The 13,996-nt window shown below is 71.4% G+C and carries 12 protein-coding genes; 5 read left to right on the forward strand and 7 right to left on the reverse strand.

From position 1 onward, the window contains the following. A partial coding sequence (locus DMH12_RS31640; RefSeq protein ID WP_399189506.1) for a nitroreductase/quinone reductase family protein occupies positions 1 to 432 on the reverse strand: 432 nt, incomplete at its 3' end. 97 nt (positions 433 to 529) lie between these two features. On the opposite strand from DMH12_RS31640, the gene DMH12_RS31645 reads away from it, so the two are divergent. Beyond that, positions 530 to 1,378 (forward strand): endonuclease/exonuclease/phosphatase family protein, encoded by an 849-nt coding sequence (locus DMH12_RS31645; protein ID WP_125494829.1) that lies wholly within the window; start codon positions 530 to 532, stop codon positions 1,376 to 1,378. Here the strand turns inward: DMH12_RS31645 and DMH12_RS31650 are convergent. Next, positions 1,350 to 2,867 carry a CehA/McbA family metallohydrolase gene (locus DMH12_RS31650; protein WP_125494830.1) on the reverse strand — a complete coding sequence of 506 codons (1,518 nt, stop codon included), beginning with the start codon at positions 2,865 to 2,867 and terminating at the stop codon, positions 1,350 to 1,352. The genes DMH12_RS31645 and DMH12_RS31650 overlap by 29 nt on opposite strands. Positions 2,868 to 3,052: 185 nt before the next feature. On the opposite strand from DMH12_RS31650, the gene DMH12_RS31655 reads away from it, so the two are divergent. Next, the gene (locus tag DMH12_RS31655) at positions 3,053 to 5,656 is read left to right on the forward strand and encodes a bifunctional FO biosynthesis protein CofGH (RefSeq protein ID WP_125494831.1); all 2,604 of its coding nucleotides are present in this window, start codon (positions 3,053 to 3,055) and stop codon (positions 5,654 to 5,656) included. A 45-nt stretch (positions 5,657 to 5,701) separates the two neighbouring features. Here the strand turns inward: DMH12_RS31655 and DMH12_RS31660 are convergent, their stop codons facing one another. Then, the gene (locus tag DMH12_RS31660; RefSeq protein ID WP_185832670.1) at positions 5,702 to 8,557 is read right to left on the reverse strand and encodes a toll/interleukin-1 receptor domain-containing protein; all 2,856 of its coding nucleotides are present in this window, start codon (positions 8,555 to 8,557) and stop codon (positions 5,702 to 5,704) included. A gap of 100 nt (positions 8,558 to 8,657) precedes the next feature. Between DMH12_RS31660 and DMH12_RS31665 the strand changes: the two genes are divergently transcribed. Next, the gene (locus DMH12_RS31665) at positions 8,658 to 9,560 is read left to right on the forward strand and encodes a DUF4231 domain-containing protein (protein ID WP_260474412.1); all 903 of its coding nucleotides are present in this window, start codon (positions 8,658 to 8,660) and stop codon (positions 9,558 to 9,560) included. A 96-nt stretch (positions 9,561 to 9,656) separates the two neighbouring features. Continuing rightward, the gene (locus tag DMH12_RS31670) at positions 9,657 to 10,220 is read left to right on the forward strand and encodes a hypothetical protein (RefSeq protein WP_185832671.1); all 564 of its coding nucleotides are present in this window, start codon (positions 9,657 to 9,659) and stop codon (positions 10,218 to 10,220) included. Here the strand turns inward: DMH12_RS31670 and DMH12_RS31675 are convergent. Genes DMH12_RS31675 through DMH12_RS31690 form a run of 4 tightly spaced genes read right to left on the reverse strand, consistent with a single transcriptional unit; the run spans position 10,204 to position 12,888 of the window. Next, positions 10,204 to 10,716 carry a DUF2165 domain-containing protein gene (locus tag DMH12_RS31675; RefSeq protein WP_125494834.1) on the reverse strand — a complete coding sequence of 171 codons (513 nt, stop codon included), beginning with the start codon at positions 10,714 to 10,716 and terminating at the stop codon, positions 10,204 to 10,206. The two genes, DMH12_RS31670 and DMH12_RS31675, sit on opposite strands and share 17 nt — an antisense overlap. A gap of 29 nt (positions 10,717 to 10,745) precedes the next feature. Continuing rightward, positions 10,746 to 11,828, reverse strand: coding sequence for a tyrosine-protein phosphatase (locus DMH12_RS31680; protein WP_125494835.1), 1,083 nt, complete (start codon positions 11,826 to 11,828; stop codon positions 10,746 to 10,748). 50 nt (positions 11,829 to 11,878) lie between these two features. Then, positions 11,879 to 12,079, reverse strand: a complete 201-nt coding sequence (locus tag DMH12_RS31685; RefSeq protein WP_125494836.1) for a DUF397 domain-containing protein — start codon at positions 12,077 to 12,079, stop codon at positions 11,879 to 11,881. Continuing rightward, positions 12,076 to 12,888, reverse strand: coding sequence for a helix-turn-helix transcriptional regulator (locus DMH12_RS31690; RefSeq protein WP_125494837.1), 813 nt, complete (start codon positions 12,886 to 12,888; stop codon positions 12,076 to 12,078). Before DMH12_RS31690 ends, DMH12_RS31685 begins: the two co-directional genes overlap by 4 nt. 428 nt (positions 12,889 to 13,316) lie before the next feature. On the opposite strand from DMH12_RS31690, the gene DMH12_RS31695 reads away from it, so the two are divergent. Further along, positions 13,317 to 13,996, forward strand: a 680-nt coding sequence (locus tag DMH12_RS31695; protein ID WP_185832672.1) for a helix-turn-helix domain-containing protein, incomplete at its 3' end; no start/stop codon positions are given.

A 13,996-nucleotide genomic window follows, 5' to 3' on the forward strand; every position in this document is an offset into this window, starting at 1 on the left:
CTCCAGCTCCACCCGCACCGTCAGCAGCCCCGTCCCCACCCCCATCGCCCGTACCGCCAGGCTGTTGAGGCGGGGGAGCCGGCGCAGGCGGGCGAGTGGGTCGTCGTCGGGGAGGAGGTGCGCCGTTCCCCGGTGCCAGCGGCCGCGGATGCGTACCCGCACGCGCGGGTCGGCGCGGATGTTGCGGACGTACTGGGACCGTTCGCCGAACTCCGAGACCAGCCAGAAGTCGTCGCCGACCCGGCGTCCGCCGACCGGTGTGCGGCGGGGGAGGCCGGAGACGCGGCCGGTGGTCTCGAGGAGGATCTGGCCGGGCAGTCTGCGTACGACGGTGTTGAGGCGGCGCTGGGAGGCCGTGACGGCCCGGTACTTCTTCTCGGCTCGGGGTGTCTCGGCCCGGGGCGGCTTCCCGGAGTCGGACGGCATCGACATCATTCGTTCACTCTCCCGTCTCTTGTGCCGCCATGTTCCCGGAAAACCTCTGGGGGACGGGCGGGGCGGTCGTGGCGGACGGACGGGTGGTGCGGGTGTGCGCGTGGTGACGTGGAACCTGTGGTGGCGGTTCGGGGCGTGGGCCGACCGGCAGAAGGCGATCCTCGCCGTGCTGCGGGAGTTGCGGCCCGATGTCGTCGGGCTCCAGGAGGTGTGGGCCGCCGACGACGGGGAGAACCTCGCCGGGTGGCTGGCGCGGGAACTCGGCCTGCACTGGGCCTGGGCCCCCTCGCCCGCACCCGAGCGGTGGCAGCGGCGGATCGGGGACGGTTCGGTGGGCATCGGCACCGCGGTGCTCAGCCGCTGGCCCGTCGTGGAGCGCGCGGTGCTGCGGCTGCCGGCTCCCGACGAGGTGGACGACGGGCGGCTGGCGTTCCACGTCCGGCTGGACGCGCCCGGTCACCAGGTGCCCTTCTGCACCGTCCACCTCAACTCGGGTGCCGGAGCGTCCGAGGTGCGGCGCGCACAGGTCGCGTCCCTCGTGGACTTCGTGGCCGCGCACCGGTACGGCACCGGCTTTCCGGCCGTCGTCACCGGTGACTTCAACGCCCGCCCCGAGTCCCCGGAGGTGCGCCCGCTGCGTACGGCGCGGCTGCACGACGCCTGGCTGCACGCCGCGCCCGGCCTGCCCTCCGGCACCTGGGGCCCGGGGGACCCCGACGGGCCGGGCGAGCTGAGCGCGCGGCTCGACCACGTGTACGTGGGCCCGCCGGGGCCCGGCGGTCTGGGCCGGGTCCGGGCGGTACGGCGGGCCGGCGACCGCCCCGTCGACGGCGTCCGCCCCTCCGACCACGCGGCGGTCGTCGCCGACCTCGACGACGGCGGGGCGGCCCCCGCCGCGGGGACGCCGGGTGCGGCTACCGCCCCAGGAACACCGGGTTGGTGAAGGCCGCCAGCGCCCCCGGCAGCGGACCGGCCGCCGCCTCGTGCCGTACCTCGGCCCGTACGTACGCCGCGTACGAGGCGGTCGTCCGCCACTCCACGACGCCCGCACCGGACACCGGCAGCGGGTCGCCGGTGAACAGCACCCCCTGGTCGGTGACGAAGCGCACCGTGCAGCGCGGGGCGCCGGTCACCTCCAGGCGGACGGTGACCGGGGTGTCCGGGTCCACGCGCAGCCGCTCACCGATCCCGGCGTGCTCCCCCCGGCCGCCGGACGCGGTGAAGGCCAGCGACAGCCGTGACGACTCGGCGACGTAGGACCGGCCGGCCCTGATGCCCTCCTGGATCGCCTCCCGCGTCAGGTCGTCGGCGAGGACGACGGTCTGCGGGCGGCCGACGACGTCGGGGGAGCGGTGGGAGTCGCTGCTGCCCATCGCCGGGATCCAGCCCCGGCCGCCGTCCCGTCCTTCCCGCACCGAGGCGACCAGCATGCCGTCCCAGTCGGCCAGCGCCACCTCGTCGTCGGGCGTGTAGACGCCGTTCCACACCTCGACCGCGTCGGCCTCGCCGAAGCCGAACTTCCAGTTGCAGCCGATGCAGGTGGCGTGCGGGTGGGCCGGGACGACCAGGCCGCCCGCGCGGCGGATCTGCCGGGCGAAGCGGCCGAAGCGGTTGTCCCGGGCCCGGTAGCGCCAGTCGACGAAGGTGCCGGGGTCGGTGCCGAGGGCGACGACGTGGCCGTTGCGGGTCGTCACCTCCTCGCCGAGCAGGATCAGCAGGTCGTCCCCGGCGAGGTCGGCCCAGTGCGCGTGTGCCGAGTGGGTGTTGTGCTCCGAGGAGTTGATGAAGTCCAGGCCCGCCGCACGGGCCAGCTCCGCGATCTCGGCGAGGGTGTAGCGGCCGTCGGAGTACTCGGAGTGCAGGTGGCAGTCGCCCCGGTACCAGGCGCGGCCGCGTCCCCGGGCCCGCTCGGGCGGGTACACCGGACGGGGCGTCTCGTCCTGCTCGCCGTACGTCAGAGTGATCGTGATCTCGTACGACAGGCCCTGCGGGGCGACCGTGTACGGGCCGAGGGCGACGTGCCAGGTGCCCGGCCGGATCCGCCCCGGGAGGTACCCGGGTGTCGCGTCGTCCGCCCGGACGAAGAACTCCGTGCGCGCCCCGCCCGACCAGCCCCGGAAGCCCCGGCCGCCCAGCTCGGTGCCGCGCTCGTCGAAGAGGCCGATGTCGAGGGCGTTGCCCTGGGTGCCGGCCGGCGCGGCGGGGCGGTCGTAGGTGTAGGCGACGTGTATCTCGCGCACCCCGGACGGGACTTCGACGGGGACGTAGACGAAGTCGGGGGAGCCGGGTGGCAGGGTGCCGCGCACGGTCCTCCTCCGCTCTTCCCGCGGTGCCGCTGTGGCGAAGCTCACGCTTCCCAACGTAAGCGCGGCGGCGGCTCCCGTCACGAACACCGCGCGTCTGCCGATCCCGGCGTGGTCGTCCTCGCACATGCTGCTGCTCCCTGTGTCGTCACGGTCATGACATCGGTGGTGCAGGGTTGGTGCGTGCAACCCTGGTATTGAGCCGTGAACTTGCGGGCAAGGAAAGGGGTTCGGGGCATGGAGTGCCGGAAACCGCGCGGTGGGCCGGCGGGACGGGAAAGCCGCCCTGATCACGGCGCTCGTATGCTCGAAGGATGACGACTTCCGCGACCTCCGGAACCGGACCCGCCGGCCAGGCCGGCCCCACCGAGAACTCCCTGCGTCGCGCCCTCAAACGCGCCCGGGACGGCGTCGCCCTGGACGTGTCCGAGGCCGCCGTGCTGCTCCAGGCGCGCGGCGAGCACCTCGACGCCCTCACCGCGTCCGCCGCCCGGGTCCGGGACGCGGGCCTGGAGGCGGCCGGGCGGCCCGGTGTCATCACGTACTCGAAGAGCGTCTTCGTCCCGCTGACCCGGCTGTGCCGGGACAAGTGCCACTACTGCACCTTCGTCACCGTCCCCGGCAAGCTGCGCCGGGCCGGGCACGGGATGTTCATGTCGCCGGACGAGGTGCTGGACATCGCGCGCAAGGGCGCCGCCCTCGGCTGCAAGGAAGCGCTCATCACGCTCGGCGACAAGCCCGAGGACCGCTGGCCGGAGGCCCGCGAGTGGCTCGACGCGCACGGGTACGACGACACGATCGCGTACGTCCGCGCCATCTCGATCCGCATCCTTGAGGAGACGGGCCTGCTCCCGCACCTCAACCCCGGCGTGATGTCCTGGACGGACTTCCAGCGGCTCAAGCCGGTGGCGCCGTCCATGGGCATGATGCTGGAGACGACGGCGACCCGGCTGTGGTCCGAGCCCGGCGGCCCGCACCACGGCTCCCCGGACAAGGAGCCGGCCGTGCGGCTGCGCGTCCTGGAGGACGCCGGACGCTCCTCGGTCCCCTTCACCTCGGGCCTGCTCATCGGCATCGGCGAGACCTACGAGGAGCGCGCGGAGTCCCTGTTCGCGCTGCGCAAGGTGTCCCGCTCCTACCACGGCATCCAGGAACTGATCATCCAGAACTTCCGCGCCAAGCCCGACACGGCGATGCGCGGCATGCCGGACGCGGAGCTGGACGAGCTGGTCGCCACGGTGGCCGTCGCCCGGCACATCATGGGTCCGTCCGCCTGCCTCCAGGCCCCGCCGAACCTGGTGGACGCCGAGTACGAGCGGCTGATCGGCGCCGGCATCGACGACTGGGGCGGGGTCTCCCCGCTCACCATCGACCACGTCAACCCCGAGCGCCCCTGGCCGCAGATCGACGAACTCGCCGCGAAATCCCGGGCGGTCGGCTTCGAGCTACGGGAACGTCTCTGCGTCTACCCGGAGTTCGTCCGGCGCGGCGAGCCCTGGCTGGACCCGAGGCTGCGCCCGCACGTGGCGGCCCTCGCCGACCCGGCGACGGGGCTCGCGCTGTCGGACGCGCCGGTCGAGGGGCGCCCCTGGCAGGAACCGGACGAGGCGTTCACCGCCTCGGGCCGCACCGACCTGCACACCACCATCGACACCGAGGGCCGCACCTCGGACCGCCGCGACGACTTCGACGAGGTGTACGGCGACTGGGGCGCCCTGCGCGAGGCCGCCGCGCCCGGCATGGTCCCCGAGCGCATCGACACCGACGTGCGCGCCGCGCTCGCCACGGCGGCCGACGACCCGACGCGGCTGACGGACGACGAGGCGCTGGCCCTGCTGCATGCCGACGGCCCGGCGCTGGACGCCCTGTGCAAGGTGGCCGACGACGTCCGCAGGTCCGCGGTGGGCGACGACGTGACCTACATCGTCACCCGCAACATCAACTTCACCAACGTCTGCTACACCGGCTGCCGCTTCTGCGCCTTCGCCCAGCGCCGCACCGACGCCGACGCCTACACGCTCTCCCTGGACCAGGTCGCCGACCGCGCCGAGCAGGCGTGGGAGGTGGGCGCGGTCGAGGTCTGCATGCAGGGCGGCATCCACCCGGACCTGCCGGGCACCGCGTACTTCGACATCGCGAGGGCGGTGAAGGCCCGGGTCCCCGGCATGCACGTGCACGCCTTCTCGCCGATGGAGGTCGTCAACGGCGCGACCCGCACCGGCATGTCGATCCGGGAGTGGCTGAGCGCGGCCAAGGAGGCGGGCCTGGACTCGATCCCGGGCACGGCGGCGGAGATCCTCGACGACGAGGTCCGCTGGATCCTGACCAAGGGCAAGCTGCCGGCGGCCACCTGGATCGAGGTGATCGAGACGGCCCACGAACTGGGCCTGCGCTCCTCCTCGACCATGATGTACGGCCACGTCGACCAGCCCCGCCACTGGCTGGGCCACCTGCGCACCCTGGCCGGCATCCAGCAGCGCACGGGCGGCTTCACGGAGTTCGTGACGCTCCCCTTCATCCACACCAACGCGCCCGTGTACCTGGCGGGCATCGCGCGGCCCGGCCCGACGGTCCGGGACAACCGCGCGGTGACCGCGATGGCCCGTCTCCTCCTCCACCCGCACATCCCCAACATCCAGACGAGCTGGGTCAAACTGGGCACGGAGGGTGCGGCGGAAATGCTCCGCTCCGGCGCCAACGATCTCGGCGGCACCCTCATGGAGGAGACGATCTCCCGCATGGCGGGCTCCTCCTACGGCTCGTACAAGTCGGTCAAGGACCTGATCGCGGTCGCGGACGCCGCGGGCCGCCCGGCCAAGCCCCGGACCACGCTGTACGGGCCGGTGCCGGAGGAGCGGCAGCGGGCGGCGCGGGACTCGGACGGGCACCTGCCGGAGCTGCTGCCGGTGCTGGACTGAGTGGCGGGCGGACGGGGCGGCACCGATGCCCGCCCCGTCCGCCCCTCAGTCGCAGGCGGCGGGCCCGTCGGAGAGCGAGGTCAGGTAGCGGGCTCGTTCGGCTTCGGTGAGACTGCGGTGCACCCGGTGGCACAGGCCTTTGATCCAGGCGTCGGCCGAGGTGTCCCAGGAGAGCAGCGCACCTCTTTCGGTGACGGACCACAGCGACTTCCCGTCACGGGAGAACGCCAGTGAGCTGTGCGGACCGGCGCCCGAGACGCCGGTGACCGTGTTCGGGGCCGGCAGCCGCGTGCTGCCCAGCCGCTCACCGGTACGAGCGTCCCACAGCCAGATGGTTCCGTTCCCGGCCAGCGTCGCGACCCAGCGTCCAGTGGGGTCCGCGACCACCCCGTAGCCGGCGGCCCCGTCCGAGCGCCATCGCAGTTCGCCGGTGGTGCTGTCCCACCGTTGCAGTGTGGTGCCGCCCACGACGGCATAGACCGCGCTGGTCCTCTCGGACAGGGTGAGGGCCTCCACGGACGAGGAGCCGGTCGCCAACCGGTGCCGTCGATGGCCGGACGGCAGCTCGTGGATGTCGATCCGCCCGTCCTGGGTCGACACCGCCGCGAGCCGGCCCTGTGCCCCCAGTGCCCGCTGGTACTCGACGGTGTCGTACCGCGCCCGCTGGGCCGCCGTCAGATTCGGCTTGCGGGCCGCCACCGCTGTGGACCGTTCCCCTGTGACGGGGTCGAGGAGCAGCACGGAGCCGTCGGACGGCATCACGGCGACCTTGCCGTCCGCCGTCGCCACGAGACGGATCGTGCCCGAGGTGTCCCTTTGTTGGGAAGGGGTGCGTTCGGGCAGTTCAACCGAGTGCTTCCGTACCAGTGCCCGGGACTCTTCCAGGGCCCACGTCTCCACGGCATTCTCCGTGGCGGTGTAGATCAGTTCCCCGCGGGGATCGAACGCGATGGCGTCGTAGAGAACGTCGGCCCCTTGCCCGTTGACGAGCGAGTCGGCCTTGTCGCCGGGTGTCCAGGACTCCAGAGTGGTTCTGGCGTCATCCAGGTCGTGACTCCACACCAGCGTGCCGTCCGGACCCACGGCCAGTGGTGGTTGTGAGGGGATGGTCGTGGTGTCCGGAACGGCGATACCGGAGGAGTGGGCAGTGGGACCCGGATCGTTCAGCTCCCACAGGGCGACGGTGTTCCCTGTCGCCGAAGCGAGGCGGTCGCCGTCTCCAGGCGAGAAGGTGAGGACCGACGGAGCCTTGACGCCGGTGAGGGTCTCCAATGCCTCCGGCCGGTCGCTGTTGGCGGAGGTCGACACGAGCACTCCGTCACTCGTCCCCACCGCGGCCCTGCCGTCGTCGGAGATCGCCAGGATGTCGGCTTCGTTGACGGTCACGTCGGGAGGGGCCGCGCATTCGCCGTCATCGTTCTCCGTTCCGCTCTCTCCCGCTTCCGAACGGATCATGTTCGCGGGCGAGTCGAGGTATACGCTCCCGTACTTGACGAAGCCGAAGCATCTGCCGGTCGGCGAAGCCGCGTGCCGGTAGTTGTTGAACGGGTAGATCGTGCGGTCGGAGGACGCGAGTTCGACCGTCTTGCCGCCGTCACCGCCGTACAGTTTCCAGCCGACGGCGTAGGACACGAATAGTTTGGTGCCTTCATCCAGGAATGACAGGTTCATGATAGTTCCGGAACCTGTCTCGACGGTGTCCACCGGTTTGTCACTCGCGGTGTCGTAGAACCGGAGAATCCCGGCGTCGTCGACAGTGGCCAGCACGTGGGCCTGAAAGCTGAACAGCGCGGCCTGTACGGCGTCGCGCCCACCTGACAGGCGGCGCGGCCCGTCCTGGGCATCCAGATCCTGTACGAGGACCTCCCCCGAGGCGCTGGTGACGGCCAGCAACCGGTCGTCGTCGCTGAACGTCAGGCCGGTGACCTCGCCGGAGACGTCGAGCGTGCGCACCCTGCGGTTCCCGTCGGCCGTCCACACGTCCACCGATCCGCGCTCCGAGCCGACCGCCACGTAACGGGGCGAGCCGCTGAGAGCCAGCGCCGTCACGCGGTCGTCGGCGCGGACGAATCGGGTGAGCCGGGGGCTGGCAGCGCTCACCCGGTACAGCGCCGACACCGTCTCCGGCGTCTCCTGAACGCGGTACGCCTGAACTGCCAGCAGGGAGGCCAGTTCCAGGTCGTCGCCGCTCAGGTTGAGCGCCGTAGCCGCCAGTTGGCGGGCCGTGGCGATGCGGGCCTGTTCCTGGGCGGTGTTGCGCTGGATGAAGGCGAACACCGCGGTGGCGCTGGCCAGTACGGCCAAAGCGGTCATGCCGGCCAGCATGCCCCGCCGGAAGCGCCGGAGCCGACCCCGCTGGGTCACGTCCTCCCCGAACAGTTCGTCCTTCGGCCGGCCGTGCAGCGGCGCCGCGAGGTCCGCGACAGCCTCGCGGAAACGCGGCTCGCGGAGGTCTCCGGAATGGTCGGCGTCCATCCACCGCAGGTCCACCCAGCGCGGCTCGGCGGTGAAGTGGCCGCGCAGGGCGGGATGCAGGCAGGTTGAGCGCGCGAAGTCGAAGTCCCCGCCCGCCTCGTCCCAGTGGATCTCGCCTCCCGTGACCACGAGCAGCAGCTTCTCCGGGCGGGGGCCCTGCCGCCACCAGTCGATCTCCTTGCCCACCCACTTCGACGCACGTGACTCCGGCGACGCCAGGAGCAGCAGGTACTCGGAGTCGCCGAGGGCCTGCTCCACGGTGCTCCACAGGTCGTGTTCCGTCGACATGGCGGCGTTGTCCAGGAACACCCGTAGCGCCCGCATACGGTTCCAGGGCCTGGCGAACGTGTGCAGCGCCTGTCTCAGGAGCCGGGCCCGGTGCGTGTCGGGCGTGTGACTGTACGAGATGAAAGCGGCATAGCGCATGCGTGGGCCCCCCGTCCCGGCGTGCTGCGACGACTGGCTCATGTCCCTTCACCTGTGAGACTGACGCCCAGTCAAAAGAGCAGACAGAATATCTACTTGGATGTCGGTGTCGCGAGAGTCGGGGGCGGAGATGAGCCAGGGACTGCTGGGCCTGGGGGACGACGACCTTCCGGTGGTGTTCCGTTCCTCGGACTCCGCCTCGCTGGGCGGACAGCGAAACTACATCCGGGGTACGAAAATCCGGCTGTCGCTGGCCGTCGCGGCGGCGTTGTGCGGTGCCCTCGACCAGCGTGCGGCGGTCATCGGGCTCGTGGTGGTCTTCGTGCTGACCATATGTGTCGAGGTCTGGCTGCTGACGGAGCGCCCCGAGCAGTCCTGGTACGACGGCCGTGCGCTCGCCGAGTCCACGAAGACCCTGGCCTGGCGCTTCGCGGTGGGAGGGACGCCTTTCCCCGCGGACCTGCCCCAGGCCGGGGCGCACCGTAGGTTCCAGCGGCGTCTCGGAGAGCTGCTGCGGGAAGCGCCCGTCTCCAGCCTCTCGCCGCTGGGGTCGATCGCGGTCACCGACGCCATGAAATACCTGCGCGCCCAGCCCTTCGCAGAGCGCAAGGAGGCCTATCTGCGCCACCGGATCGAGGACCAGCAGGCGTGGTACTCGGCGAAGGCGGCGTCGAACGTCCGCAACGCCCGGCGCTGGCGTCTGGTGCTCATCGCCGTCGAAGGACTGGGCCTGACGGCGGCGGTCCTGCGGCTCCTCGACCTGTTCACCTTCGACCTGGCCGGGATCCTCGCCGCCGTACTGGGTGCCGGCTCGGCGTGGCTCGCGGTGCGGCAGTACGAGACGCTCGGCCGGGCCTACACCTTCGCTGCCACCGAGCTGAGCGTGATCCACGAGCGCTTGGTCCACGCCGACGAGGAGACCTGGGGGGACGAGGTGGCCGACGCCGAGGAGGCGATCAGCCGGGAGCACACGATGTGGCGGGCCTCCCGCGGGACGAGCTGACGTTGCGGTCTGCGGCCCGGGGCACGAGAACAGCCACAGTAAGATGATCGGACCCCCGGTGTGACGGGGTTCTCGTAGCTGAGGAGATGCGTGCCCGTGCCTGCCCGACTTCCCTCATGGGCGTGGGTCTCCGGTCTGACCGTGGGCGCGATCGCGGCGGTGACCTTCCTGGCCGTGCAGGCGGACCAGGGGCCCCATCCCACCGCCTCGGCGACCCGGCCGTCGCCCACCGCGTCCGCGGGCAAGGATCCGTCGCCGAAGGAGACCGCGCCGGCCCGGGTGCCGGACGGCTCCGGCACCGGGCGACGGGTCGTGTACTCGCTGGACCAGAAGCGGGTCTGGCTGGTCGACGCCAGCGACGCCACCCGGCGGACGTTCACGGTGTGGCCGGGCACGGTCGACCCCGCCCCCGGCACCTACACCGTCAGCGGCCGGGCCGAGGGCGCCACGACCGGCTCCGACGGGGTGAAGATCGAGCAGATCGTCTACTTCGCCCAGCAGGACGGCGTCTCGGTCGCCTTCTCGGGCGCCGTCGACGACTCCTCACCGCCCCCGCCCGCCTCCGGTACGAAGACGGGCGGCATTCGGCTGCACAAGGCCGACTCCACGGCGGTCTGGGGCTTCGCGACGACCGGCACGAAGGTCACGGTCGTCGGCTAGCCTCGCCGTCACCGGAGGGCAGGTGGGCGACGATCAGCACGACGCCGCTGATCAGGAACACCCGCAGTGCCGCGTCCAGCCCGTTCCAGTCCGCCGACTGCCACATCGCGAACCACTCGCCGCCGATCCCGATGAACCCGGCGCCGAAGAGCAGCATCAGCATGAGGGTGCCGTACGTGGTCAGGCGCCGCGCGGTGGTCTGGTCCCGGCGTATCCACAGCCAGGTCGCGCCGATCAGCACGAGCGCGGCCACGGTCTCCCACGCGATGATCGCGACGTACGCGGCGTCCTGGAGGCCCTTGCTGGTGATCGCCCGCCACATCAGGTCGTCGTCCTTGAACGTGGTGTCCATCGCGAGGACATGACGCACGAAGTCCCTGTTCGTCCCGAAATCGGTGATGTTGCCGAAGGCGACGAGGGCGATGTAGAGGGCGAGGACACCGGTGAGGACGGTGGCGGCGAGGCCCAGGGGTCGGGGGTGTCTGGTGGTGGTCATGACCCCACCCTTCCCCATGCCGCTCGCGCTCAGCCGACCAGGAGGTCCGCCTTGAGCCGACGCAGCTCGCGCGCGTCCATACCCAGGGCCTTCTTCTCGTACCCGGCGAACGAGCCGTAGGCGTCCTCGACTTCGGCGAAACCGGAGTTCAAGTAGGCGGCGCGCACGTCGAGCATCGGCTTGTAGACCGCGGCCTGCTCGGCGGGCATGGCGGCCAGGGCGGCGGCGTTGGCCTCGGCGCGGTACTCGTTGGAGGCCAGGTAGTCCGCCATGACCGTCTCGCGCGGCACACCGAGCGCGGTGAGCAGGGCGGCGCTCGCCCAGCCGGTGCGGTCCTTGCCGGCGGTGCAGTGGTAGAGGATGCCGTCGGCGTCCCGGGCGAGCCCGGAGAAGACGGTGGAGTACGCGGCCTGCGCGTTCTCCCCGCTGACCATGGCCTTCTCGCCGTCGATCATCATCTGCTCGGCCTCGGCGGCCGTCTCCGGCATCGAGAACACGGGGGAGTCGTCGCCGAGTACGTCCGCCACCACGTACCGGACGCCCTTGGGCAGGCGGTCGGGCGCGGAGCTGCGCTCGGAGGCGGTGCGCAGGTCGTAGTCGACGCGGATGCCGAGCCGCTTCAGCTTCGCCAGGTCGGCGTCGGTGAGCTTGTCCAGCGAGTCGGTGCGGTACACCGCGCCCATCCGCACCCACTGCCCGTCGCCGGTGCGGTAGCCGCCCGCGTCGCGGAAGTTGACCGTGCCCTCCAGCCGGATCAGCCGGTCGGCGAGCCGTAGCCGCTGCCCCCGGTCCGGGACCAGGTCGAACCACTGCCGGTCGGCGGCGGGCAGCCCCGACACGGTGACGCGGCCGGTGGCCCCGCCCACGGCGACGGTACGGCCGTTCGCCCGCACGGCGACCTTGCGGACCCCCGGCGCCTTCCAGGTGATCTCGTACGTGCCGTCGTCCCGCGCGGACACCTCGGCGGCCGTGAACGGTATCTGGCGAGCGGAGTGGCCGGGGTGCGTGTAGTGGGCGGCGGGCGCGGCCGTGGCGGCCGGGGCGGTCACGCCGGTCAGGAGCGCGGCGGCCGACAGGGCGCAGGCCATGCTGACACGTGTCTTGTTCGTCATGGCCGGGATCGTTCAGCCCTCGGACGGGGACCCCGCTAACGGATCATGAACTATGCCGGTCGGCTGGACGTCGTGACGGTGTGCACGAACGCGGTCCAGGAGACGTCGGTGAAGGTGAGGTTGGCGGCGGTGGGGTTCTTGGAGTCGCGGACGTGGATGGTGGGGGTGGTCGGGGGTATCGCGATCTCGACGCAGTCGGGCTCGTCGCTGCCGCTGTAGCTGCTCTTGAACCACTTCAGCGCAGAGGTCATGTCTGTTCTCCCCATACCTTTTCGATGAAGTCCCGCGACTCACGGGGCGAGAGCGCCTGTGCCCGGATCCTTCCATAGCGCATCTCCAAGGTCTGCACGTCCTTGGGGTTGCTCACTACCCGGCTGTGCAATTGGGCCGCCGTGTAACCGACTGTGCTGCCGTTCCGGAGCTTCAGCACTCGGAACGAACCGCTCAGGCCCGTGTGGTCTTCACGATCGGTCGGCATGACCTGGATCTCGACGTGCCGCAACTTGCCGATGTCCAGCAGATGTTCGAGCTGTCGACGCAGTACCGCCCTGCCGCCGACGGGCCGGCGCAGCGCCACCTCCTCCTGTACGAAGGTGATCATCGGCCTCGGTACCCGATCGAAAACGGCCTTCCGTGCCATACGGGCGGCGACGTGACGTTCGATCTCTTCCTCCGCGTAGGCGGGTTGCTGGGTCTCGTACAGGGCCTGTGCGTATTCCGCCGTTTGGAGGAGCCCATGAATCTGAAGGCTGGCATACGCACCCAACTCGACCGCCTCGTCCTCCAGCCTGGCAAGGTCCCGCACCTTCTTCGGATACCGGGCCTTCTCCACGTCCTCCTTCATCGTGGCGAGCTTGCCGCCCGCGCCGAGGACCTCGTCGGCCTTGTCCAGGAAGTCCGGCTTGGGGATGCGCCGTCCGCGCTCCACCGACGAGACCAGATCCTCGCCGTACCCGATCGCGGCGCCCAGCTCCGGCTGGGTCATCCCGGCCGCCTCGCGCCACATCTTGACCTGCCGCCCGACCGTCTTGAGTACGGCCTCGGACTCCTCGTCCTCCATGTCTTCCCCTCCCGAAATGGTCACCCTGGGTATCGAGATCGTCACCGCCCAGAGTAGGGACGTGCGACCACGCCGGGTGACGTGATCGGGAAACGTCCCCTGTACGTGGCCCCGGGCCCTGGGCGCCCACGACCCGGTCGCCGCGAGGGGCCTCTGGAGTCAACCGGCCCTCTCGCCCACCGGATCGTCGCTGGACGCGACCCGGCCGGACGCGACGCCAAAGACCAAAGAACCGGGGAAAGAACCGAACCCACCCCTGCCGTCCCCGTCGCTCACCCTCCGGAGTGAACATCATCAACTCGGCTGGCGCAGAGGGCCGTTCATGGTGCAGCGTCTGCCGCAGCAACAACACCAGACATGATTCGGCCCCCGCCGGGACTGCAATCCCACTGCGAGGGCCTCATCACCGAGGAAGTGGAGGCTTCCCGATGACTGAGCAGAACCCTAGCGCGCACGCGCGCCCCGCGTCCGGCCGTCGCACCGGTGGCGTCGAGCACGAGAACCACCCGCACCACGACAACTTCACCGTGGTCGGCAACCACCTCCTCCAGCACCCCGAGCTGTCCCTGACGGCGATCGGCCTGGCCGTCCACATCCAGTCGCTGCCCGCCGGGGCGCCGGTCGGGATCAAGGCGCTGGCGGGCAAGTTCCCGGAGGGTGAGATCCGGATCGCCGCGGCCCTGCGGGAGCTGGAGGAGCACGGCTACCTCGCACGCACCAAGGAGCGTCTTCAATCGGGCCGAGTCGTGACCCGGACGGTCTCCCGCAACAAGCCCCGCGCGTTCCTGGCGGCCGCACTGCCAGCCGCCGAGCCGCCCGCGTCCGGGCCCGCGATTCCGGCCGCCTCGCAAGAGCGCCCCACCCCGGCCCCGGGGACCGATCGCACTGCCGCGACCGACCTGCTCGCCCGTCTGCGCCTACACGACTCCCGGCTGCTCCTCACCGAGCGGGACGTACGCCGCCTCGCCCCGTCTGTGACCGTCTGGCTGGAGCGCGGCGTCCCCGCGACCGCTGTGGAGCGCACCTTGGCGGCCGGCCTCCCCCAGGAACCGATCCGCCATCCGGCCGCCTTCCTGGAACGCCGCCTCACCGCCGACCTCCCCCCGCC

Origin of the sequence: Streptomyces sp. WAC 04229, assembly GCF_003947455.1 — a bacterium.
GTDB lineage: Bacteria > Actinomycetota > Actinomycetes > Streptomycetales > Streptomycetaceae > Streptomyces.